This is a genomic window from Ruegeria sp. BC5, assembly GCF_056539205.1.
In genome coordinates this window covers 863,363-885,370 of sequence record NZ_JBQFUN010000001.1, presented here as the reverse complement: position 1 = coordinate 885,370, position 22,008 = coordinate 863,363, and the positions used below count along the sequence as shown (strand labels likewise).

Sequence of the window (22,008 nt, the reverse complement as noted above, 5' to 3'; positions counted from 1 at the left end):
GCCTGTTTCGGCGGCCAGTCGGGGGAATTTATGACAAAGGCTAACGGCCCAAGAACTCGACCTAAAGTTGCCAAGAAAACTGCCAATCAAACGGCGGATATTTATGATTTTGTGCAATCCCCCGAGTGGCAGAAGGTGCTTGAAAAAGCGCGGGTAGAACGAGAAAAAAACCTTTCGGCGCCTGCGCAGCAAAACAAAGAGGGTCAACAACCCAAACCGGTTCGCCGTAGGACCAACCAATCAACCACAAATGAGCGTGCCCAAAGCAAGCAAAAGCCATGGTCCGCTCAGGTCGAGGAAGCAAGACACAAAAGAAATGAAGTGCTTGCCCGTCGTGCAGCCGAGTCGAAAAAAGCAGACCCCAGTAGTCCTGAGGCTCGTCAGGGAGATCTGCAAGGCGGAGACAAAGCAACCTCTACACGGACACCCAGACAGAAAGACAAGCCGACCAATCGTGAACAGACTGATCGTGCAGCTGCTAAATCAGACCAAGCAACAGCCAAGAGCGTTCTGGAAGAAAAGGACGCAGGGAGGCCGGGCCCGTCTGATGACGCTCTGGTCAGCGAAGACGCGTCCTTAAGCGCGCTGACGAGGGCAGAGTTAAGTTTAATACTGTCTTCCGAGGAAGTTGATCATCGCCTGTCCAAAAGGCTCCTGCAACAGCTGAAAGATCACCAACGGACGCGGCGCAGGATCAGGTGGAGCTTGGTGGCCCTTGGATGCACCATCGGTGTGGTTGCTTCGTCTTCGATATTTCTGACTTTGTTCGGATTGGGTGTATCGAACCCGATTGAAAGCGCGGCTATTGGGTCTACTGATGGTGCAGCGGCAGACGATTTTGGCCAAACCGGACCATCGCAACCTGATGTGCCGAGTGGAGCAGGGGGCGAAACTGTCATTTCCGCCGATTTGTTCGACGCGTCATCATTGCCGTCGTCATCCGGCGCAGAATTGGAAGCGACGCAGGATTTGAGCAGTCTTGCCTCATCAGCGCCCCTTCAGTCCGAGTTGGCGGAAACGGCCGAGATCGTTGAGCCCGGCACTCCAAGTCTGGCCCCTAGCGTTCTGTCGTATGTTCCGACGCTTGAACCACCGTTACTACCGGTAGGCGGCGCTGGCTATTTGCCGAGACGAGAGGCTAATCCCAGTTTCCTGCCCTATGAGTTCGAACCAGAGTTTTTTACTACGTCGATCGCTTTGCTGGACGAAATTTCGGCAGGCTTTGATCCAGTGGCGATTTCGATTGACCCGATTCCGCCCTCGCGGCGTTCGACTACTGTTTCTTCTAGCACCGAGGTTGTTGAGCCCAGCACCTCAAGCGTGCCGCCTAGCGTTTTGTCATTTGTTGCGGCGCTTGAACCACCGCTGTTGCCGGTGGGTGGAGCTGGTGACCTACGAAAACAAGAGGCAAACCCGAGTTTTCTGCCTTATGAACTTGAACCAGAGCTTTTCGCCACGCGGATTGCCCTGGTGGATGAGATTTCCACAGAAATTGATCCTTTGACGATTTCGATCGACCAGATCATTCCCCCGCAGCGCGCGCCCAGCGTGTCTTCACAGCTTGTGTCGTTGCAATCTCCGGTGGCTTTGGAGGCCGAAGAAGATCACCAGTTGCTGTCAATTCGGATCCTGGAACCTCAGCCAGATCGTCCTTTGGCGGGTAATCTTGCTGAGCGTCCTTTGAAAGTCGTTTCATCTGATCCTTCTATCCAGCTGGAAGACGTAGCGCTTAGCCCTCCAATCCCACAGGCGCTTACTTTGAAACAGACACCAAACCCGCTGGATTCGGTCACACCCGCGGCATTGCCTGCCGAGGATATTGCGGCCCTACCGAGCGAAGACGCCAAGCCATCGAATCCGAGTGCAAGTGGAGGCGGCGCGTCATTCAGGCTCTACGCGCCAAACAAGATTCCCAATGATGCTGTGGACTCATTTGTTGCTGAATTAACAACGACGGGGCATGAACTTAGCGGAACGGCGCGCGTTGGTTACAAAGTATCCCAATCCAATGTGCGGTTTTATCACAGACAGGATGCGGCCAAAGCTGCCGCCCTTGCTAAGGACGCAGGCGCCTTGTTGCGCGATTTCACGGGATCGAAATCCAAAACACCCACCGGGGTGATCGAATTGTATTTGGCCGGCGAAGGTCTTGGCCAAGCTCCGGTCAAACGGGTGGCCAAGAAAAGCCGCCGGACCACGACCCAAAGTAGCCCGGTTAACCGCCTTAAAAGTCAGGTCCTGAAAAAACTCAGGACAACGACAAACTAATGGCGCTATTATAGGGTAAGTGCGAAGGACTAAGTTGAATTGTGAAAAGTTAAAAAGTATCGACGGGTTTTTGTAAAATGACTGAAAGCAGACTTATTGGCATAGTAACCGCGCTACTATTTCTGACGACGGCGCAGGATGCGCGCGCTGAGATCACGCTTGAGCATCTCCTTGCCATCGATCAACTCTTGTCGGCCAATGACACCCAGGCGCTACGCTCGTATCTGGAAAGAAATCCCGGATTGCTGACCGGAACCGATGAACTGTCGGTCGAATTGCGCAGCTTTTACGAGGCCGCGTCCACGGGCACTTTGAACTTTGGCTATACCGCCGGACCGACAGCCGGTACCGCGGCTGCTGCGACCGACAACGAGCTGGCGCATTAAAGCTTATGTCGGCGCTCGAGGCCATCAATTGCTCAGTGCGTCCAAAGATCGCCTACATCATTGAACCGCGGTTTTCCGGTGGAACGTCAGCAGCGGTTGCGGCCGAACTGCGGGTGGCTGTGGACTTTGGAACGCTAGAGGTGCACGCGATAACTTCGCGAACTTTTGGCGAAAATCAATCTGTTGCGCCGGCACTGCGGCAGGTGTTGGACGAATTGCATATCCCGCTGATTTGGGATGCGCCGCGTATTAGTGCGGATTACGTGATCCTGCACAATCCATCGTTTCTTAAGTTCAACGAGGTACTGAGCACCAAAATTTTTGCCCGTGATCTGATCGTTGTGACGCATGAAAATTTCTTGCGTCCGGGCGGCGAGGAAGGGTTCGACGTTTCCGGCTGCCTGAACCAGATTGAGGCGTCATCTTTTGTGCTGAGGCGAACCCTGGCTCCGATTTCACCCCATAATCGCAAGACCGTGAACGATTGGTTGGACAGCTCGCGCGTGGCAAGGCAGTGGAGGGTTCGGGACACCGACTGGTTCAACATCTGCCATACGGATGTAAGTCCTCCGTGCGAAAAGCCACAGGACCGTCGGGGCAGGCATTCACGACCGGGGTTTGAAAAGTTCCCATCGCTTTCCGACCTCGACATGTGCTTTCCCGAGCATTCTCAAAGCAATGTCATTCTGGGTGCTGATGCCATGCTGAACGCGGGTGTTCTTCGGGCCCATTGGACCTTGCTGCCTTTTGACGCCATTAGAGTGGACGAGTTTTTTGGAATGATCGATTTCTACGTCTATTTTACGGCGCCGACCTGGCAAGAAAGCTTTGGCCGCGTCGTGACCGAAGCGCTGGCCGCTGGCAAAGTGGTTCTTACCAATCCGGAAACCGGGGCAAATTTCGGCGATGGTGTCCTTACGTGTCATCCGGGCGACGTGGACCGGGTCATATCTGATTTGGTCGCTGACCCGCAGCGATATCATGAACAGGTCTCAAGGTCGCAAAAGGTGCTGGAGCGTTACTCGGCAGAGAGTTTCAGGGCAATGTTGTCAAATGTCCTGACTGCAGACAGCGGGGTTATGAAATGATTTTCATCGAGGCTGGCACGCACTCGCTGCGGACCTTTGATGCGCAATTGATCTTTGCCGATCAGCTGACCGCACGCGGTTTTAACGTGTGTATCGATGCCGAATACTTGCCGAAAGACGCAGGTCGCGGCCGGGTTTACGATGCTGCCAAGTTTTTGGTCGATCCGGGCGAGCATGAGGTCGAAAGGGTATTTGTGCTTGGCGCCGAGGAGATTGATGATCTTCTTCTTGCGTCCCTGCGGCAAAGGCAACTGGCGGCAAACGTACCAGTGGTTGCCACGGGCCGTTTCGAAACGCAGCAAAGTTATATCGGTGCAAAGGCGCGTCTGGCATATGCCCTTGGGCGTGAAGCCACGGTGTTGGACATTACGGACTTCCAGCCGCGCTCGATGTTACCTTCGGCGGCCTGTCCCTTGGTCGCAGACATTCGACCAACGGCTCGTTCGGCGGTCGAAAAGCCAAATGTCGCCGTGGTCTTGGGGTCCATGGAACTTGACGCGCCCGAGACGCTCTCTTGCTTGGCCCGGATGAGCAATCGCAGTGACTATACTCTGCAACTTATCGTCAACGGGGCGCAGAACAAGGTGATCAATGAGTCGCCCTTTCATGATCTGCCGACTATTTTGTATACCGATCTTTCCGCCCGTATTTTGGCAAAAACGACAGATGTCCTGGTGATGTTTGGTCATGGTGTCGCCGGGGTTCGCATGGCCGCACTTGCAGTCGAGCTGATCGCCACTGGTGGGGTCGCGATAGATTGCACGGATGATGAGGCCATTGTGTCCTCCGGCGCCCCGGCTTTGATCGGGCCCAAAACGCCGCTTGCGCTGGACGGGTACCTCACAGGGAAGATACTTGAGAACCTTGCCGGGGTGGCTGAACAGGCGACAAAATCCCAGTGGCTGCATTCGGTGGACATTTCCCGGTTGGAAAAGGCAGCAGACCTAAAGCCCCAAAAACGCGAACCTATTCGAACGGCACAGCGAACAGTGTTTTTTCCAACCAACGGGGTTGGATTGGGACACGCTCAGCGATGCGCTATCATTGCCAAAGAATTGCCGGATGATATAGCCCCGATTTTTGCGGCCTTTCCCAGCTGCGTTCCACTTGTGCGCCGCGAAGGCATGGACAGTATCCCTCTGGTTCAGCGGACTGAAGTATCAGCCAACTTTAATGGCAACGATATCCTGACTTACCGCCGACTTGGCGCAGCTCTGCAGGAAAATGACAGGTTGGTGTTTGACGGCGGCTATGTCTTTGATTCCGTCTACCGAACGATCCTTGAGCGCAACTTGTCGGCGGTTTGGATACGGCGTGGGTTGTGGCCTGATGGGCGGTCCAGGCCAAGAATGCTCCAGCGTGAGGCCGTATTCGACAAGGTCATAGTGCCATCCGAAGCCTTTGAAGAGCTAAACGACACCTACAGTTACGGCGATCACGTTCGCAACGTTGGCCCGATCTTTCGCCGTGTGGTCCAGTCGGGTGATGAACGCCAAGGACTTAGGGGTCGGCTGGCTGAACGGTTCGGGCGTGAGTTTGATCATCTGGTTGTCAGCATGTTAGGCGGCGGCGTGGCGTCGGACCGGTCGGCGCAACTTCAGGCAATTTCCGGGATGCTTGAGGACCGGTCAGACTGTTTGCATCTTGTCGTAACCTGGCCGGGCAGCAAGGTTCAGCCGGCCACCTTCGGTTGGTCAAATACTCACGTTGTTCAGACCTTTGAGGCCACAACCCTTTGCCTGGCCGCGGATTTGGTCATTTCGGCGGCGGGATACAATTCTGTTCTCGAGATCCTGTACAACAAGATTCCGGCAATCCTGATCCCCCAATCAGCACCGTATCTGGACAATCAGGAACGACGCGCCCAGGCGTTGGCTGACCGCGATCTGTGCGCGATCATCACCGAGAAAGAGTTCATGAAACTCGAGCGAACGGTTTCAGACTGCCTGGATCAAGGTGATCTGGAGGTCTATCGGACCGCGTTGAATAAAATTGAATTGCCAGAACCGGGGGCGGCGAAAGCGGCCGAAATCATTGCAGAGGCCAAGTGCAGAAAATGACAGATATTTCATGGTACGATATCCTAAGCAGAACAACGCCTAAACGACCTGTTCAATTGGATGATCTGATCTCTGGCGATCAAGAACCCAAGCCGCACGGGAATGTTGTATTTCCTGAAATGGGCCTGATCCCTTCCGTTGCGCTTTGGGAGCGGGATGAGGGCGGGCCAACGCATATCGGTGTTCGGATCGTGAGCCCCATGAAATCAGTATACAATGTGGCAAGATTTCTTGCCGCAGCCGCGTTGGAGCGCGAGGTGTATCCGGTCATTCTAAGCCGCATAGATTACAGCGGATTTGAGCAGTTCGGCTTCCGCGTTGAGCGCGTACCGGATGAACCGATGGCTGCGCAGTTCGCTGAAGAAGAGATCCGAAAATTCTGGGATCTGGCGATCATTATCGACGGCGACGATATCGGGCTTTGGGCCGGGCAAAAGGCTCAGTCCCAGAGCCCGGCGGATAACAGCAAATGACCGTACAGCGTTATGAGCCGGGGCAGGGCGGTCGCCGGTGTTACACCGACCGTGTCAGCCCACCGTCTACTCGGATGTTCTGGCCGGTGATATATGCTCCACCGTCCGACGCTAGAAAAGCTACGGTTGCTGCGATTTCGTCATAGGCCTTGCCATATCGTTCCATCGGGATGCGGGCCTTCCAGTCCGGGTTTTCCGGCAGGCTGTCAATGAAGCCCGGCAGCACGTTGTTCATGCGCACATTTTCAGTCGCATGTTTGTCCGCGAACAATTTGGTGTAGGCTGCCAGACCCGCCCGCATCACACCAGACGTTGGAAACACCGGGTCGGGTTCGAACGCCGCGAAGGTCGAGATGTTGATGATTGCTCCGGACTTTTGGTCGATCATGATCGGGGTGATGATCCGCGCGGCCCTTACCGTGTTGAGGAAATAGACCTCAAGCCCTTCGTGCCAGTCGTCATCACTGATCTCAAGAACCGGGGCGCGGGGGCCGTGACCAGCTGAATTCACCAACACATCAACGCGACCCCAGCGGTCCATGGTCATGTCCACCAACCTTTGCATGTCTGCGCTGGACCTGTTGGTGCCGGTCAAGCCGATGCCGCCCAATTCAGTCGCCAAAGCTTCGCCTTTACCCGATGATGACAGGATGGCGACGTTGAACCCATCAGCTTCCAAACGACGGGCGCTTTCCGCGCCCATGCCGCTGCCGCCGCCCATAATGATCGCGACTTTGTTGTCCGTCATGTTGCACCTCATTGTGTCTACTTAGGATGAAAAATGGCGTCAGCGATGACGTTTGACCAATCAGTAATTCTGCCTTAACCTTGTAGAAAATCTATCGGGTTGAATCCCTAACCATGCGTAATTTACCCCCCTTGAACGCATTAAAGGCGTTTGAAGCATCAGGGCGCCATCTGAACTTCAGCCGGGCCGCTGATGAGTTGGGCGTCACGCAAGGCGCTGTGGCCCAACAGGTGCGGGCGCTTGAGGAAGTATTGCAAATCAAGCTGTTCCACAGGCAGGCCAGAGGGCTGTCCCTGACTGATGAGGGCCGGGCCTATCTTGCACCGCTCCGTCGCGCTTTTGACTTGATGGCCGAGGCAACCGCAAACTTGTCACCGCAAGACGTTGTTGCCACGATCAGTTCAACCCCTTCTTTTGCTACACGGTGGCTGGTGCCGAGATTGGGGTATTTCGCACAGGATCATCCCGATATCCGGCTACGTCTGGATGCGTCGAACACGCTGGCGAATTTCCAGACGGACGGGGTCGATATCGCGATCCGGCAGGGTAAGCCACCGTTTGGTCCGGGATTGGTCTCCGAGCCTTTGTTTTCTGCAGAGTTGATCGCTGTCTGCCATTCTGATCTCGCGTCAGGGCATAGCCCCATTCAGTCGCCTGCAGACCTGATCAACCATGTTCTGCTCGAAGACACCCATGGCCAGTGGCCCCTGTTTCTGGAGGCCGCTTTGGGAGAGGTGCCTGTATCCGGGCTAAAGACCATGGCGTTCAGCCAGACTTCGCTGGCCATCGATGCAGCAATCGCCAGGCAAGGCATCGCGCTGGCCAACCGGGAATTTGTCGCTGGGGACCTTGAGGCCAAGCGCTTGTGCCAACCCGTTTCTTTTGCAACCCCGGTGCAAGAGGGGTACCACGTCGTCACCCAACGCACGCCCAGACAGGCAAAGGTCGCCGAGGCGGTTCGGAACTGGTTGATCAAACAGGTTCAGGAAGCGTCATCGCTAGTTCAGGCTGAAACAAAGGTGAATTGTCACGGAAATCAGAACGCCCTATGAAGGGCACTGATTTTAGCACTAAGTGCCCCTGCGGCGCACGTTTCTCATGATTGGGACCTGACAGACATGATTGACCTAAGCGGCCACACCCCGCTGCGCGAAAGCCGCAACTACAAGATTTTCCAACACCCTGAAATTGAAGGCGCGTTGTTGAAAGTTCGGGTGGATGAACCTATTCGACATCATACGATTCCGCGATATGCGGCCTGGCGCTATGGCAATCTGCGGCAGTGGAATCGAGAAGCGAACGAATATCTGGCCGCGTTGAATCGCGGCTGCCCGGAAATCGAACGCCTCGCGCGGTTCATGGGGTATGCGCCGACGTCGCAAGGCCCGGCATTGGTTGTTGAAAAACTGACCGGTTCAGATGGTGGGCTTGCGCCGACCCTGCAATCCGAAAAGCGCGCGGTTGCGTCGGACAGGGAGGCGCGCCAACGGCTGCATGATGAGTTCATGGAACTGATGGACGATCTCAAAAAAGGGCAGATCATTGTCGGTGACATGGGGTTTGAAAACATCGTCCGCGCGCAGGAACGCGGCGGAAAGCTGGTCATCATCGACGGGCTAGGGGAACGGGTGATGTTCCCGCTTGTTTTGTTCAGCAAGTTGGCGTTTCACAAATCGATCGAACGTCGCCGGGAACGCATGTCCAAAGCGTTCAATCTCGGGGCGAGTTAACTCAGCCTGCGTCGGTCACAGGCATCGTGGTCTCAACCTCTTTACGGATTTCCTGAATGAGAGCTATTGCAGCCGGGTTTCGGCGCTTTAGATGCGTGCGCGCGACAAAGGCGATACGGGGCGGGACAGGGAAAAGCTTGTCGATGATTTCCATGTCCGAAGTGATGTGCATACCGTTCAACAATGCAACACCCAAACCCGACCGCACCGCCGATTGGATGCCCGCCGCACTCGGGCACTCTAGAACATTGTCGAACTGGTGCAGCTTTCGTCCCATGCCCCATTGTTTGTAAAAACATTGGCTATCGAAGGAGAGAAATGGCACGGGTGAGGATAAATCCAAGTGAAATTCCGGCGATTTGACCCAGTGCAGCGTGTCTTCAAACAGGATCAAATCGTCAGGCAGAATGTCCTGGCGAAAGATCTGCATCACCGCCACATCCAGCTCTCCGGCTTTCAACCAGGTCTGCACGTTTAGGCTTTGACTGGTGCGGGTGCGGACACGAATGTCAGGGTACAACCGCGTGAAACGACCCACAATTCGGGCGATGTCGCTTGTGGCGGTGTCCTCGGTCATGCCCAAGCGGATGGTTCCGGTCAGAGGTTTCTTGCCCAAAGATGACAACGCTTCGTCATGCAAATCAGTGATCCGGCGTGCATAGTCGCATAGCCGTTGACCGGCTTCGGTAAACAAGGGGCCACCGGCGCGGCGGGCCAGCAAGTTACAATCCAACGCCTGCTCTAGCCGACGAATTTTGTGGCTGACCGCAGATTGAGACAACGCCAGATGTTCCGCTGCGCGGGTCACGCCACCATGTGCAGCAATGGCCAGCAAGGCGCGTAGGGCGTCAATTTCTAGGCGTTCGTTCATTTTCCGATCTATGACAAAAAAAGATCACAGAATGACAATCATTCATTTGAGTCACATGATAACCTTGGTCTAGTCACAGGAAAAGACAAAACATCAAAGGCCCAAAATGACATTTTTTTTCACTGAGCCCGCTCCGATAAACCGCATGACAGGACAGGGGTGAAGCATGGAAAAACTCGAAACCTCGCGTCGCAATCTGACTACGGTGTTTGAAATCACCGGGTCCGTGTTGGCGATGGCCTATGCCTTGCTGATCGCCTCGAATATCGGGGCGGAGCTGTTGGGTTTTACGCTTCTGCTATTGTCGTCGGGTCTGTTCGCAGCCTGGGCTGTGATCGACCGTCGCTGGACATTTCTGTTGCTACAGGGGTTTTACGCAACATCAGCCATCATCGGGTTGATCCGCTGGGCTTGAAACTTCGCTTAGGGCAGCGGCGGATTTCCTGCTAGGACAGGTCCATGCGGACTGAAAACAGAATCGAGATCGGCTTTTTGCTGTTTGATGGCTTTCCCATGGCATGCCTGACCTCGGTGATCGAGCCGCTGCGGGCGGCCAATGAAATCGCGGGGCAAGAAGCGTTCCTCTGGTCCCTGATTTCCGAGAATGGCCAAAAGGTCCAATCCAGCGCAGGTGTTGGATTCGAAGCCGAGCGATCTCTGGCAGCCTGCAAGGACATTGACATTATTTTCCTTCTCAGCAGTCCGACTTCGGTCTTCGACAACCCGAGTTTTGGCAACGGTGCCCTGCGCAATCTAGGCCGCCACGGGACGGTTCTGGGCGGGATCAGCGCAGGTGTTTTTCCGTTGGTTCGGTCGGGTGTCATGCAGGGTCATCCGGTGTCGGTTCATTGGTGTTATGAGGCCGCGTTCGAAGCGGAATTCCCTGACATGGATGCCCGCAGTGAAGTGATCGTCAGAGATGCCAGTCGAACAACCGTTTCGGGCGCGGCGGCAGGGTTTGATCTGGCATTGCATCTTATTCAGGATAGGCTGGGTGGGGACGTCGCACATGAAGTCGCCTGTTGGTTCCAGCACCCGATGATGCGCGGCGCCGGTGTGCAACAGCAGGTGCCCAGAGCAACTGCGCCCGACACGGGCGATAACCTGCCGCCTCTGGTTTCCCGCAGTGTTGCGTTGTTCGCTGCGCATATGAGCGAGCCGATTTCCGTGGCAGCGGTGGCGCAGCAGATGGGGGTGACGCCCCGACAGATCGAACGGGCTTTCAAACAGGCAACCAGTCAAAGCCCCAGCCACTATTACCGCGCCATGCGTATGAAGGCTGCGCGGCAGATGGTGGTTTATACCAAAGACCCGATCCCCCAGATCGCCTCAGCCGTCGGGTACGGTTCGGTCGCGCCTCTGGTGACGCATTATCGGGCGGCCTTCGGGCTCAGCCCCAGCGAAGACCGCCGCAGAATCAACCGTTTTCGCGTTGAAGATAACGCGCCGCTCCCGTCGGTCTGACCGATGGATCAAAGTGCCGAGCGCATCGCCGTCAAAAGGGCATGATGCAGTGAACCGGCCGAGGATCGTGGACCGTAGAAACTGAAACTCTCGGGTGTTCGGCACAGAACAAAACAACCGATATGATGGATCGAACAGCGCGCCGCGCTGCCTGGGTCAAGCTTGCGCAGATCAAGCTGGCACAGGAGTTCCAGAACCGCAGGAATAGGATCTCCGTTCAGGTCGAACCGCGTCCAGCCGTCCGTTTGCTCGGTGACCGAGGCGGCATCTCCCGTGGCGGTTTTGACCTGTTCGGCAAGCGCTTCGTGGGTGTCAAAGGGGGCCTCAATCATCCATTGATCGGGGCCGGCCCAGAACGCGCTGATCGTTGTACCCGCCCAGCGACCAATATCGGGGGTGGGGGCATCGATCAACTTGGCCAGAGAAGTGGCGGCTTTGTCTTCCTGCCCCATCCGGGCCGCGACCGAAGCCAGCGCCACGCCGGGCACTTCGGTACATGTGACACCTCCGACGGTGTCCACGTGTGGGTCAGTCCCGCCCAGGGCGGTTATCGCAACAAGATCATGCACGTAGACGCTCTCCTTCAGGGTCGACGAAATGGGCGGAGACAAGTTCCACCTCGACGGTCAGGTCAGTCAGGGGTGAGACCAGACGCATTTTCTCGCCTAGTCGCTCAGCCCCATTTTTCACAAGGCCTAGGCCGATATTGCTGTTGAGGATCGGCGAGTAGACAGCCGAAGTGACATACCCCTGATCATGCGCCGCATCGACCGCGCCTTCGCTGTTCATCAGATGCCCGCCTGCTGTGACCCTATCTTCGGGTTGCAGAGGTTTGATCCCAACAAGTCGCAGGACATCCGGCTCGACCAGAGCCTCGCGTTCGGACAGGACCGAGCCGATGCTGTCTTTCTTCTTTGACACCATTTTGCCCAAGCCAAGGTTCAGTGCCGTGGTGGTGCCGTTGAGTTCACTTCCTGCGGCATGGCCTTTTTCGACCCGCATCACGCCCAGCGCTTCGGTGCCGTATGGCACCACGTCAAATTCCTCACCCTCGGCCATCAGCCGCCGCATCAGCGCGTCGCCATAACGTGAGGGCACCGCGATTTCGTAGGCCAGCTCGCCTGAGAACGAGATTCGGAACAGCCGCGCCCTTAACCCACCGCAGACGGTGACGTTGCCACAGGCCATGAACGGGAAGGCGTCGTTTGAAAGATCGAACTCTGGGTCCACGATCTTTTGCAGCAGTTTGCGCGAATTGGGGCCGGCCACGGCGTACTGTGCCCAGGCTTCGGTGGTTGAAATCAACTGCACATCCATGTCCGGATACAGGCACTGGCGCGCAAATTCCATGTGGCGGTAGACACTTACAGCGTTCGCCGTGGTTGTGGTGACGACGAAGTGATCCTCGGCCATCCGCGCGGCGGTGCCGTCATCCATGACCATTCCGTCTTCGCGCAGCATCAGTCCGTACCGGGTTTTTCCTACGGCCAGCTTTGCGAAGCCATTGGCGTAGATGCGGTTCAGAAACTCGGCCGCATCGGTGCCCTGCACGTCGATCTTGCCCAGTGTCGTACAATCGCACACCCCGACCGAGGCGCGGGTTTGGCGTACCTCACGATCCACGGACTGCCGCCAATGGGTTTCACCGGGCAGGGGGAACCACTGCGCACGCAGCCAGTTGCCAACCTCGACAAACACGGCGCCGCGTTCCTTGGCCCAATAGTGCGAGGGCGTCAGGCGGGTCGGGTGAAATTCCTGCCCCTTCATCCGGCCCGCGAAAGTGCCAATCGGCACGGGCGTGTAAGGCGGGCGGAAGATGGTGGTTCCGACCTCGGGGATCGACTTGCCGGCCACCTCGGCCATGATCGCAAGGCCGGTGATGTTCGAGGTCTTGCCCTGATCCGTTGCCATGCCCAGCGTGGTATAGCGTTTCAGGTGCTCGACTGATCGGAACCCTTCCTGATAGCTGAGCTTGACGTCCTTAACGGTTACGTCGTTCTGCTGATCCACCCAGGCGCGTTTGCATCCTTGCACATACCAGAATGGCGTTTGCGAGACAGGAGCATCCTCAGCTTCGGGCAAGTCGGGCAAGACACCTGTCAGTTCCAACGCGTCGGCCGCGCCTTCCGCTCCGGATTGCAGGGCGCCATGTGTCGACATCACCCCGTTTGCGGCACCAGCAACCGACAGGCCGACGGGCAGGTTTTCTCCGGGTACAAAGGCGGCCAAAGCGTCATCCCAGACCGGGCGTCCGCGCTGGTGACATGTCATATGCACGTTCGGGTTCCAGCCGCCGGACACGCCCAGCGCCCCGCTTTCCAGAGTACGGGTTGAGCCGTCAGCCAGGGCGACCTCGACAAAGGTCAGCCCGTGGCGGCCTTTGGTATCAATGACTTGTGCGCCTTTCAGGACCTCATAATCATAGCAGGTAGGTGCGTCCTCGCGCACATCCACGACGGCAGTGATTGTGACGCCTTTGGCATGCAGATCGGCTGCGGTGCGATGGCCGTCATCATTGTTGGTAAAGATCGCCACACGTTGCGACGCGGTGGCAGCGAACCGGTTGGCATAGGTTCGCAATGCGCTGGCCATCATGATGCCGGGCCGGTCGTTGTTTTCGAACGCGATGGGGCGCTCCGTGGCTCCGGCACAAAGCAGTGCTTTTTGAGTGTAAATACGCCATAGGATCTGACGGGGTTTGCCCACTGGTAGGGTGGCTAAATGATCCCCAGTCCGTTCCACTGCGCCATAGACGCCATGGTCAAACGCGCCGATGACTGTGGTGCGCGGCATAAGCCTGACGTTAGGCAAAGACGATAGCTCTGCAACCGCTTGAGCCGCCCAGTCCGGGGCGCTGTGGTCACCCAGCGCATAGGTCTCGCTGTTTAGACGTCCACCAAGGGTGAAATCCTCATCCGCCAGAATAACGTCTGCCCCGGCACGTCCTGCGGTCAGGGCAGCCATCAGGCCAGAGGGTCCAGCGCCGATGATCAGCAGATCGCAGTGACGGAACCCTTTGTCATATTCATCCGGGTCAGCCTCTTGCGACAGCGATCCCAAACCGGCGGCGCGGCGGATCATCGGTTCGTAGAGCTTTTCCCAGAACGCGGCAGGCCACATGAAGGTCTTGTAGTAAAACCCTGCCGACAGGAAGTTCGAGAACATATCGTTCACGGCCAGCGCGTCGAATTTCAGGCTGGGCCAGCGGTTCTGCGACTTCGCCTCAAGCCCGTCGAACATTTCAATTGTTGTGGCGCGGGTGTTGGGTTCCTTGCGGGCACCGGTGCGCAGTTCGACCATGCCGTTGGGTTCTTCGGACCCGGCGGTCAGCAGCCCGCGAGGGCGGTGGTATTTGAACGACCGCCCGATCAGCCGCACGTCATTGGCCAGCAAGGCCGAGGCCAGAGTATCGCCGGGATGCGCCGTATAGCTGCGCCCGTCAAATTTGAAGGACAAAGAGGTGTTGCGGTCGATCTGGCCGCCATTCAGCCGGTTTGTCTGAGTCATTTGGATCGCCCCCGTGCGCGGGCCACGTCGCGGGCCAGTTCCACCTTTGAAATCTCATGCGTCAGCGTGTTGCGCGTGACGACCAACCAGGATCGGTCTCCGGCCTCGTGATACCATAGCTCTTGATGCTCGCCGGCGGGATTGTCTCGCAGGTAGCCGTATTCATAGAATGCCTCGGATGCGTTCTCGGCCTGCCAGTCCGGGCGATCGATCAGTGAGGCATCACCCAGATATGTGAACTCCGAGGCATCGCGCGGACCCAAAAGGGGATGGTTGATAATCATAGTACAGTCCCCTCAGTGCAGATTGGGCTGGTTGCCCACGCCTTTTTCGTCGATCATCCGGCCTGTCTGGAACCGGTCGAGGCGGTAGGCGGTGGCGACCGGGTGCGGCTCGTCCTTCGCCAAAAGATGCGCAAAGCAATGACCCGAGGCCGGGGTTGCCTTGAACCCGCCGTAACACCAACCGCCGTTGAAATAGAGCCCCTCGACCGGCGTACGGTCGATGATGGGCGAGCCATCCATCGACATGTCCATCACACCACCCCACATCCGCAACAGGCGGGCGCGGCCGATCATCGGCATCAGGGCCACGCCGCCTTCACAAACATCCTCGACCACGGGCAAGTTGCCGCGTTGGGCATAGGTGTTATAGCCGTCGATATCACCGCCAAAAACCAGCCCGCCCTTGTCGGATTGACTGACATAGAAATGACCGGCACCAAAGGTGATGACGCTGGGCAGAACCGGTTTCAACCCCTCGGACACAAACGCCTGCAAAACGTGGCTCTCGATGGGCAATCGCATTCCGGCCATTCCCATCACGCGGCCGGAACTGCCCGCAACCGCGCAGCCCACTTTGTTCGCGCCGATGAAGCCCTTAGTCGTTTCAACGCCCAGGCATTTGCCATTCTCAATCCGCAAGCCTGTGACCTCGCAATTCTGGATGATGTCGACGCCGTGCAGGTCAGCCGATCGCGCAAACCCCCATGCCACCGCGTCATGACGAGCAGTACCCGCGCGGCGCTGAACCAAGCCGCCTTTGATCGGAAAGCGGGCATCGTCGAAATTCAGATAGGGATGTTCCTTACGAACCTGATCAGCGTCCAACAGTTCAGCGTCCGCACCGTTCAGGATCATCGCATTGCCGCGCCGCGTATAAGCATCTCGCTGACCGTCGGTGTGGAACAGGTTGATGATCCCGCGCTGGCTCATCATGGCGTTGTAGTTCAGGTCCTGTTCAAGCCCTTCCCACAGCTTCATTGAGAACTCGTAGAACGGTTCATTCCCGTCCAGCATATAGTTCGAGCGCACAATCGTCGTGTTCCGCCCCACATTGCCGCCGCCGATCCAACCTTTTTCGACCACCGCCACATTGCGCTGACCATAGACCTTGGACAGGTAGTGCGCTGTTGCCAGCCCATGACCACCACCGCCAATGACGATGATGTCGTAATGCGCCTTGGGTTCGGGCTCACGCCAGACCGGTTTCCACCCTTTGTGGCCGGTGAGCGCCTCTTTGATGACTCGGAAGCCGGAATATCGCATGAATCGGACCTTTTTCGCCAGAATTCACTAAAATAAGGCCTTTGGATATCCTCAGATGCGACATCCACGTGTTTGAATCAGACGTTAAATGCGACTTACCTCAGGCAGTGCGCCGGAAAACCATTCCAGAAATGCGTCTACCTCGGGCGAGCGGCGTTGGACCGCCAGAAAATACCCTTCGGTTGCGGGGGCCGAAGCTTCGGTGGCACGTATGACCTGACCGGTGCGTAATGCATGTTCCGCGACCAAAGCGTTGACCAAAGCCACCCCGTTTCCGGTGGTGGCGAGTTGTAGAGCGAGACCGTAAGAGTCCACGTAGAAGGTGGGGATTGGGATTGTGTACCCAGTTGCCTCGGACCAGGACGACCAATTGCCGGATGTGCCGACCGCCTCGATCAACGGCAGGTCCGGCAAGTCGCCGTCCAACTGGGGAGATTTCACCGCGATCAGGTCATTGGGCAACAGTTCGGTTGCGTCCCGACCCACCTGTTTTGCAGATCCGAACCGTATTTCGATGTCCGCGCGAGAGGCCGAGTATTCATCCGGCCAGATCGTGCTGACAAAACGCACGGATGTGTCCGGGTTTCGCGACCGGAATAGCGGCAACGCAGGGGATATCACCCATTCCAGCACGCTGACCGACGCCGCAACGGTAAGGTGACGCGCGCGTTCCTCGGCCAGATACGGTGACGCCGCCGAGTGCAGCATCTCCAGCGCGGCTTCGACCTTCGGTAGCAGCTTTCGGCCCTCGTCGGTCAACGACAGGCCGCGCGCGTGGCGGTGAAACAACACCACACCCAACCGCGTTTCCAGCGATCTGATCTGTTGGCTGACGGCGGATTGCGTCAGGCCGATCTCGTCAGCGGCGGCGGTGGAACTGAGCCGTCGTGCGGCGGCTTCGAACGATCTGAACCACGTGAGCGGGGGCAGGGTTTTGGGCATTTGTAACCTACATATTAGAGTCACTAATACCTAAGACCAAAGTTCTTTCGTTTGTCAAAGCAGCCCCTGGCCGAGGATAGTTTGCCAATCAATCAAAGGGGGCGTTTGTGCAGCCAAATATTCGAAAAATCGTGACCTACGACGAAGAGGTTCTGGTTGAAGGGTTTCGCAAGGCAGACCGCCCATGGCGGATGTTCGCGGTGGCGGCTGTGGTCACCAACCCGTGGGCCGGACGTTATGTCGAGGACCTGAGGCCTGAGATTCTGAGCTTTGCCCCTGTTTTAGGTGAGGAACTGACCGGACGAATGATTGCGTTGGCTGGCAGCGGCGATGCAATCGAAGCCTATGGTAAGGCGGCTGTTGTCGGGCTGGACGGAGAGGTCGAACATGCCTCGGGCCTGATCCACACGCTGCATTTCGGTAATCATTTCCGGCAGGCGGTTGGGGCGAAATCCTACCTGTCTTTCACCAATACCCGAGGGCCAGCCAACGCACCGATCATGGTGCCGCTGATGGACAAGAACGATGCCGGTCGCCGGTCGCATTATCTGACGCTGCAATTCGCCATTCCCGACGCACCGCGCGCTGATGAGGTTGTGATTGTGCTGGGCGGCGCGACGACGGGGCGTCCGCACCATCGGATTGGAGATCGTTATCAGGACTTGAAGGATTTGGGTCATGACGTGGACAACCCGGCCTCGGTCTAAGTTCGATGATCTGGCCGCGATTGACGTGGGCGAGGGGCCTCTGGTCGTGCTGTTGCACGGTGTCGGTCTGCGGGCCGAAGCGTGGGGCGGGCAGATCGAGCCTTTGGTTTCTGCTGGGTATCGCGTGGTTTGCCCGGACATGCTGGGTCACGGGGAAACGGCTTTTGCCGCGCCAAGTGGACTGAATAGCTTCGCCGCGCCGATTACCGCGTTGTTGAACGAGCCTGCGGTGCTGATCGGGCATTCGATGGGTGCGCTGATTGCGACGCAAATAGCGGCCTCGGACAATCGAAATGTCAAAGGGGTTGCGGCCCTGAATGCCATCTACAAGCGCTCCTTCGCGGCGCGACAAGCAGTCTTGTCGCGGGCTCATGCGCTTGATGCGCAGCAGCCGAACGACGCCTCGGTCACTCTGCGCCGGTGGTTTGCAGAGAGTGCATCAGCGGAACGCGATGCCTGCGCGCGATGGCTGCAAGAGGTCGATCCACGCGCCTATAAGGCGGCCTATACGGTCTTTGCCGAAAGCGACGGCCCGACCGAAGCGCAGTTGGCTGCGGTTACATGTCCGGCCATGTTTGTGACCGGCGCGGATGAGCCGAATTCGACCCCCGTTATGTCGCTACAGATGGCCAGCCTTGCACCAAAGGGGCGGGCAGAGATCATCCCCGGTGCAGCACACATGATGCCGATGACCCATGCGGCGCAGGTCAACGCCACGCTGTTGCCCTTTGTTCAGGAGTGCCTGACATGACCACGTTGGACCCACGCGCCCTGCGCGATGCCTTTGGCAGCTTCATGACCGGCGTGACAGTGGTGACCACCCGCGATGAAAATGGCGTGCCGGTTGGATTCACGGCAAACTCGTTTTCCTCGGTGTCTCTAGACCCGCCGCTGCTGCTGGTGTGCCCAGGCAAGTTCCTGTCCAGCTATAAAGTGTTCACCGATTGCCGTCATTTCGCCGTCAACATTCTGGCTGAAGGTCAGCAAGAGGTTTCGAACACTTTTGCAGGGTATAAAGGCGACCGGTTCGCGAAAGTTCCCCATCATAACGGCGAGCATGACTTGCCGCTGATTGACGGAGCGGTGGCGCAGTTTTGTTGCGAAACCCATCAGGCCATTCCGGCAGGCGATCATACCATCCTGATGGGCCGTGTGCTTGAATTCTCACACGTTGCAGGTGACGGATTGGGCTATGTGGGCGGATCGTATTTCAGCCTGGGTCTTGAGGCCGAGATGGACGCCAAAGTTCCAACGGTTTGCGGTGCGATTATTACAGCTGGCGACCAAGTACTTCTGGAACGCCATGGCACTGCGTTTCGCCCGGTTCAAGTCTCGGGTGCTGAGACTGGTGGTCAACGGAACAGGCTGGCGCAGGGGTTGTCGGAACGCGGTATCCATGCGCGGATCGAACAGGTTTATTCGTCGTTCAATGACGCCGAGACCAAGCTGCAATATACGTTTTTCCTGGCGTCAGCAGATCAGCCCTGCGCATCTACGAATGCCCAGTGGGTACCGGTTGCGAACCTGCCCAACTTGACCTTCGCCACCCAAGGCATTCACCACATGATGACCCGCTTTGCACGCGAGGTTCAGACCGGGGATTTCGCCTTGTATCTGGGCGACGCCGAACGCGGCGACATTCACAGTTTTCGCTAAAGGAGCCGATTGATGGAGTTTTCGCTGTTTGCCCATATGGAACGCCTGACGCCGGATCAGCCGCATGACGTTCTGTATGACGAGTTCGTTAGTCTGGTGAAAATGGCCGATGAGGGCGGCATGCGCGCGGTTTGGACGGGCGAGCATCATGGCATGGAATTCACCATTGCGCCGAATCCGTTCCTGTCTCTGGTCGATCTGGCGCATCATACAAAGAATGTGCGCCTTGGCACGGGTACGGTGGTCGCGCCATTTTGGCATCCGATCAAGCTGGCCGGTGAGGCCGCAGCGGCAGATCAGATCACCAAGGGCCGGATCGAATTGGGCATTGCACGCGGGGCCTATTCCTTTGAATACGAGCGTCTGATGCCCGAGATGGACGCTTGGGAAGCCGGCCAAAGGATGCGAGAGTCTACGCCACTATTGCCGCAAATTTGGCGAGGGGACTGCGCGCATGATGGTGAGTTCTATACCTTCCCGGCCACGACTTCGGCCCCGAAACCGTTGCAGGATGGTGGCCCGCCTATATGGATCGCCGCTCGAGACCCGAACAGCCACGAGTTCGGCGTCCATAACGGATTTAACATTCAGGTCACGCCGCTGTGGCAGGGCATGGAGGAGATCGAAACGCTGATGGGCCGCTTCAACGATGCCTGCGACACCTATGCGGGGCCGCGTCCAAAGATCATGTTGCTGCATCACACCTATGTTGGAAAGGATGATGACGACGTGGCGCAGGGCATTCAGGATTTGCGGCGCTACTATAACTATTTCGGTGCGTGGTTCCTGAATAAACGACCAATCCAGCAGGGCTTGATCGAACCGATCACGCAGGCCGAAATGGACGCCAACCCGATGTATACCACCGAAAAGCTGGGCCGTGATCTGACCGTAGGAACCACGCAGCAGGTGATTGACCGGATCAAACGGTACGAGGATCTGGGATATGATGAGTTTTCGTTCTGGGTCGACAGCGGCATGACCAACGAACGTAAACGCGCCTCTCTGGCGCGGTTCATAGACGACGTTATGCCAGCTTTTCAGTGAGGACCACCATGGGAAATCTTCCGCATTTTCAACTGTTCATTGATGGCAAATGGTCCGAAGGGTCAAACGCACAGGTCATGACATCAGAAAACCCAGCGACGGGGCAGGGATGGGCCACGTTCGCTTGTGCCTCGGCCGCGGATGTCGATCGCGCAGTTGCGGCTGCCAAACGCGTTTTGGACGATCCGGCGTGGCGGGATATGACGCAGACTGCGCGAGGCAAGCTGTTATACCGGCTGGCCGATCTGGTGGCCGAACATGCGACTAAGTTGGGTGAACTGGAGACGACCGATAGCGGCAAGCTGCTGGCGGAAACTTCGGCACAAACGGGTTATGTAGCGGACTACTACCGCTATTTCGCAGGTCTGGCGGATAAGGTCGAAGGAACGGTTCTGCCTATTGACAAGCCCGACATGCACGTCTTTACGACCCGCGAACCTATTGGAGTTGTTGCTGCCATCGTGCCATGGAACGCGCAGATGTTCCTGACGGCGACCAAATTGGGTCCGGCATTGGCGGCAGGGTGCTCGGTTATTCTGAAGGCTTCAGAAATTGCGCCTGCGCCAATGCTGGAGTTTGCGCGGTTGATTGAACAGGCCGGGTTTCCACCCGGCGTCGTCTCGGTCATCACAGGTGACGCTGAAAACTGCGCCATTCCGCTGACCCGCCACCCGGATATTGACCGTATTGCCTTTACGGGTGGGCCAGAGACTGCGCGGCATGTGGTGCGCAACTCGGCCGAGAACTTTGCTGTCACCTCGTTGGAACTGGGGGGCAAATCCCCTATTTTGGTGTTTGAAGATGCCGATCTGGATGGCGCGGCCAATGGTCTGATCGCCGGGAACTTTGGCGCCTCGGGGCAGAGTTGCGTAGCAGGAACACGAGGTTTGGTGCATCGATCCATTCTGGAACCGCTGATCGAACGGATTGAGCAAAAGGCCAGCGGCATCCGGCTGGGCGACCCACTGCAGGCGGAAACGCATGTGGGGCCGCTCTGCACTGCAACACAGGTGCGACGGATCGAGGAAACGCTGGCCAAAGCGCGCGGGCAGGGCGCGACGGTCCGCTTTGGGGGCGAGATCGCGGATCGACCGGGGAACTATATGAAGCCAACACTGGTTCAGTGCGCCTCGGCTGATACAGAAACGCTAAAGGTCGAAATGTTCGGGCCAGTGATGTCTCTGTTGCCGTTTGATACCGAGGATGAAGCGATCGCGCTTGCGAACAGCACACCTTATGGGCTGGGGTCAGGCGTGTTCACGCAGAATCTCGCGCGGGCGCATCGGGTGTCGAAACGGATCAGAGCAGGGATTTGCTGGGTGAATACGTATCGTGCGATCTCACCGATTGCGCCCTTTGGCGGGTTCAACCAATCAGGCTATGGGCGCGAGGCCGGGGTTGAGGCAATATTGGATTACACCAGAACCAAAACAACCTGGATCAACACCGCGCAAGAGCCGATGGCGAACCCGTTCATTATGCGCTAAGCCTGTGCAAAAGCACGGGGAGAGCGT

21 protein-coding genes are annotated in these 22,008 nt (G+C 57.3%); 14 read left to right on the top strand and 7 right to left on the bottom strand.

The genetic code is table 11. The annotated features are described in order from the left end of the window. Window positions 1-708: 708 nt before the first annotated feature. The 5 genes from ACR0LY_RS04495 (at window position 709) to ACR0LY_RS04475 (ending at window position 6,275) form a co-directional block, all read left to right on the top strand. On the top strand, window positions 709-2,268 hold the full coding sequence (locus tag ACR0LY_RS04495) for a hypothetical protein (protein ID WP_170348486.1): 1,560 nt from the start codon (window positions 709-711) through the stop codon (window positions 2,266-2,268). A 77-nt stretch (window positions 2,269-2,345) separates the two neighbouring features. After that, window positions 2,346-2,654 (top strand): hypothetical protein, encoded by a 309-nt coding sequence (locus tag ACR0LY_RS04490; protein ID WP_170348487.1) that lies wholly within the window; start codon window positions 2,346-2,348, stop codon window positions 2,652-2,654. Between the two features lie 5 nt (window positions 2,655-2,659). After that, window positions 2,660-3,742, top strand: coding sequence for a glycosyltransferase family protein (locus ACR0LY_RS04485; protein ID WP_170348488.1), 1,083 nt, complete (start codon window positions 2,660-2,662; stop codon window positions 3,740-3,742). After that, window positions 3,739-5,802 (top strand): glycosyltransferase, encoded by a 2,064-nt coding sequence (locus ACR0LY_RS04480; RefSeq protein ID WP_170348489.1) that lies wholly within the window; start codon window positions 3,739-3,741, stop codon window positions 5,800-5,802. Before ACR0LY_RS04485 ends, ACR0LY_RS04480 begins: the two co-directional genes overlap by 4 nt. Then, on the top strand, window positions 5,799-6,275 hold the full coding sequence (locus ACR0LY_RS04475; RefSeq protein WP_170348490.1) for a hypothetical protein: 477 nt from the start codon (window positions 5,799-5,801) through the stop codon (window positions 6,273-6,275). The genes ACR0LY_RS04480 and ACR0LY_RS04475 overlap by 4 nt, the downstream gene beginning before the upstream one ends. Window positions 6,276-6,315: 40 nt before the next feature. Here ACR0LY_RS04475 and ACR0LY_RS04470 read toward each other — a convergent pair whose 3' ends face one another. Beyond that, entirely contained in the window at window positions 6,316-7,023 is a 708-nt protein-coding gene (locus ACR0LY_RS04470; RefSeq protein WP_170348491.1) for an SDR family oxidoreductase, read from the bottom strand. Between the two features lie 113 nt (window positions 7,024-7,136). Between ACR0LY_RS04470 and gcvA the strand changes: the two genes are divergently transcribed. Together gcvA and ACR0LY_RS04460 are read left to right on the top strand one after the other, a co-directional pair. Next, on the top strand, window positions 7,137-8,075 hold the full coding sequence (gene gcvA / locus ACR0LY_RS04465; RefSeq protein ID WP_170348492.1) for a transcriptional regulator GcvA: 939 nt from the start codon (window positions 7,137-7,139) through the stop codon (window positions 8,073-8,075). A gap of 66 nt (window positions 8,076-8,141) precedes the next feature. Further along, window positions 8,142-8,753: a YrbL family protein gene (locus ACR0LY_RS04460; RefSeq protein ID WP_170348493.1), complete on the top strand. Its 612-nt coding sequence runs from the start codon at window positions 8,142-8,144 to the stop codon at window positions 8,751-8,753. A gap of 1 nt (window position 8,754) precedes the next feature. On the opposite strand, the gene ACR0LY_RS04455 is transcribed toward ACR0LY_RS04460, so the two are convergent. Continuing rightward, entirely contained in the window at window positions 8,755-9,624 is an 870-nt protein-coding gene (locus ACR0LY_RS04455) for a LysR family transcriptional regulator (protein ID WP_170348494.1), read from the bottom strand. Window positions 9,625-9,790: 166 nt separating this feature from the next. Here ACR0LY_RS04455 and ACR0LY_RS04450 point away from each other — a divergent pair, with 166 nt between their 5' ends. Together ACR0LY_RS04450 and ACR0LY_RS04445 are read left to right on the top strand one after the other, a co-directional pair. Continuing rightward, complete coding sequence (locus tag ACR0LY_RS04450; protein ID WP_170348495.1) at window positions 9,791-10,039, top strand: hypothetical protein; 249 nt, start codon at window positions 9,791-9,793, stop codon at window positions 10,037-10,039. 44 nt (window positions 10,040-10,083) lie between these two features. Further along, window positions 10,084-11,088: a GlxA family transcriptional regulator gene (locus tag ACR0LY_RS04445; protein ID WP_170348496.1), complete on the top strand. Its 1,005-nt coding sequence runs from the start codon at window positions 10,084-10,086 to the stop codon at window positions 11,086-11,088. A gap of 8 nt (window positions 11,089-11,096) precedes the next feature. On the opposite strand, the gene ACR0LY_RS04440 is transcribed toward ACR0LY_RS04445, so the two are convergent. The 5 genes from ACR0LY_RS04440 to ACR0LY_RS04420 all read right to left on the bottom strand — a co-directional run bounded on the left by ACR0LY_RS04440 (window position 11,097) and on the right by ACR0LY_RS04420 (window position 17,084). Next, window positions 11,097-11,657: a sarcosine oxidase subunit gamma gene (locus ACR0LY_RS04440; protein ID WP_170348497.1), complete on the bottom strand. Its 561-nt coding sequence runs from the start codon at window positions 11,655-11,657 to the stop codon at window positions 11,097-11,099. Next, window positions 11,650-14,595 (bottom strand): sarcosine oxidase subunit alpha family protein, encoded by a 2,946-nt coding sequence (locus ACR0LY_RS04435; RefSeq protein ID WP_170348498.1) that lies wholly within the window; start codon window positions 14,593-14,595, stop codon window positions 11,650-11,652. The genes ACR0LY_RS04440 and ACR0LY_RS04435 overlap by 8 nt, the downstream gene beginning before the upstream one ends. Beyond that, the gene (locus tag ACR0LY_RS04430) at window positions 14,592-14,879 is read right to left on the bottom strand and encodes a sarcosine oxidase subunit delta (protein WP_068335048.1); all 288 of its coding nucleotides are present in this window, start codon (window positions 14,877-14,879) and stop codon (window positions 14,592-14,594) included. The genes ACR0LY_RS04435 and ACR0LY_RS04430 overlap by 4 nt, the downstream gene beginning before the upstream one ends. A 12-nt stretch (window positions 14,880-14,891) precedes the next feature. Next, entirely contained in the window at window positions 14,892-16,142 is a 1,251-nt protein-coding gene (locus ACR0LY_RS04425) for a sarcosine oxidase subunit beta family protein (protein ID WP_170348499.1), read from the bottom strand. 84 nt (window positions 16,143-16,226) lie between these two features. Next, window positions 16,227-17,084, bottom strand: a complete 858-nt coding sequence (locus tag ACR0LY_RS04420; RefSeq protein WP_170348500.1) for a LysR family transcriptional regulator — start codon at window positions 17,082-17,084, stop codon at window positions 16,227-16,229. Window positions 17,085-17,191: 107 nt separating this feature from the next. Here ACR0LY_RS04420 and ACR0LY_RS04415 point away from each other — a divergent pair, with 107 nt between their 5' ends. From ACR0LY_RS04415 to ACR0LY_RS04395, 5 genes are read left to right on the top strand one after another with little or no spacing between them, the layout of a single operon-like run. Further along, window positions 17,192-17,791: an amino acid synthesis family protein gene (locus ACR0LY_RS04415; protein WP_170348501.1), complete on the top strand. Its 600-nt coding sequence runs from the start codon at window positions 17,192-17,194 to the stop codon at window positions 17,789-17,791. Beyond that, complete coding sequence (locus ACR0LY_RS04410) at window positions 17,763-18,542, top strand: alpha/beta fold hydrolase (RefSeq protein WP_170348502.1); 780 nt, start codon at window positions 17,763-17,765, stop codon at window positions 18,540-18,542. The genes ACR0LY_RS04415 and ACR0LY_RS04410 overlap by 29 nt, the downstream gene beginning before the upstream one ends. Then, on the top strand, window positions 18,539-19,447 hold the full coding sequence (locus ACR0LY_RS04405) for a flavin reductase family protein (RefSeq protein WP_170348503.1): 909 nt from the start codon (window positions 18,539-18,541) through the stop codon (window positions 19,445-19,447). Before ACR0LY_RS04410 ends, ACR0LY_RS04405 begins: the two co-directional genes overlap by 4 nt. 12 nt (window positions 19,448-19,459) lie before the next feature. After that, the gene (locus tag ACR0LY_RS04400; protein ID WP_170348504.1) at window positions 19,460-20,494 is read left to right on the top strand and encodes an LLM class flavin-dependent oxidoreductase; all 1,035 of its coding nucleotides are present in this window, start codon (window positions 19,460-19,462) and stop codon (window positions 20,492-20,494) included. An 8-nt stretch (window positions 20,495-20,502) separates the two neighbouring features. Beyond that, on the top strand, window positions 20,503-21,981 hold the full coding sequence (locus ACR0LY_RS04395) for an aldehyde dehydrogenase (protein ID WP_170348505.1): 1,479 nt from the start codon (window positions 20,503-20,505) through the stop codon (window positions 21,979-21,981). The last annotated feature ends 27 nt before the right edge of the window (window positions 21,982-22,008 follow it).

Coding starts and splice junctions, on each gene's coding strand:
- ACR0LY_RS04400 (WP_170348504.1), top strand. CDS start 19,460: ATGGAGTTTTCGCTGTTTGCCCATATGGAACGCCTGACGCCGGATCAG.
- ACR0LY_RS04475 (WP_170348490.1), top strand. CDS start 5,799: ATGACAGATATTTCATGGTACGATATCCTAAGCAGAACAACGCCTAAA.
- ACR0LY_RS04455 (WP_170348494.1), bottom strand. CDS start 9,624: ATGAACGAACGCCTAGAAATTGACGCCCTACGCGCCTTGCTGGCCATT.
- ACR0LY_RS04485 (WP_170348488.1), top strand. CDS start 2,660: ATGTCGGCGCTCGAGGCCATCAATTGCTCAGTGCGTCCAAAGATCGCC.
- ACR0LY_RS04420 (WP_170348500.1), bottom strand. CDS start 17,084: ATGCCCAAAACCCTGCCCCCGCTCACGTGGTTCAGATCGTTCGAAGCC.
- ACR0LY_RS04430 (WP_068335048.1), bottom strand. CDS start 14,879: ATGATTATCAACCATCCCCTTTTGGGTCCGCGCGATGCCTCGGAGTTC.
- ACR0LY_RS04425 (WP_170348499.1), bottom strand. CDS start 16,142: ATGCGATATTCCGGCTTCCGAGTCATCAAAGAGGCGCTCACCGGCCAC.
- ACR0LY_RS04405 (WP_170348503.1), top strand. CDS start 18,539: ATGACCACGTTGGACCCACGCGCCCTGCGCGATGCCTTTGGCAGCTTC.
- ACR0LY_RS04490 (WP_170348487.1), top strand. CDS start 2,346: ATGACTGAAAGCAGACTTATTGGCATAGTAACCGCGCTACTATTTCTG.
- ACR0LY_RS04470 (WP_170348491.1), bottom strand. CDS start 7,023: ATGACGGACAACAAAGTCGCGATCATTATGGGCGGCGGCAGCGGCATG.
- ACR0LY_RS04445 (WP_170348496.1), top strand. CDS start 10,084: ATGCGGACTGAAAACAGAATCGAGATCGGCTTTTTGCTGTTTGATGGC.
- ACR0LY_RS04395 (WP_170348505.1), top strand. CDS start 20,503: ATGGGAAATCTTCCGCATTTTCAACTGTTCATTGATGGCAAATGGTCC.
- ACR0LY_RS04480 (WP_170348489.1), top strand. CDS start 3,739: ATGATTTTCATCGAGGCTGGCACGCACTCGCTGCGGACCTTTGATGCG.
- gcvA (WP_170348492.1), top strand. CDS start 7,137: ATGCGTAATTTACCCCCCTTGAACGCATTAAAGGCGTTTGAAGCATCA.
- ACR0LY_RS04410 (WP_170348502.1), top strand. CDS start 17,763: ATGACGTGGACAACCCGGCCTCGGTCTAAGTTCGATGATCTGGCCGCG.
- ACR0LY_RS04435 (WP_170348498.1), bottom strand. CDS start 14,595: ATGACTCAGACAAACCGGCTGAATGGCGGCCAGATCGACCGCAACACC.
- ACR0LY_RS04450 (WP_170348495.1), top strand. CDS start 9,791: ATGGAAAAACTCGAAACCTCGCGTCGCAATCTGACTACGGTGTTTGAA.
- ACR0LY_RS04460 (WP_170348493.1), top strand. CDS start 8,142: ATGATTGACCTAAGCGGCCACACCCCGCTGCGCGAAAGCCGCAACTAC.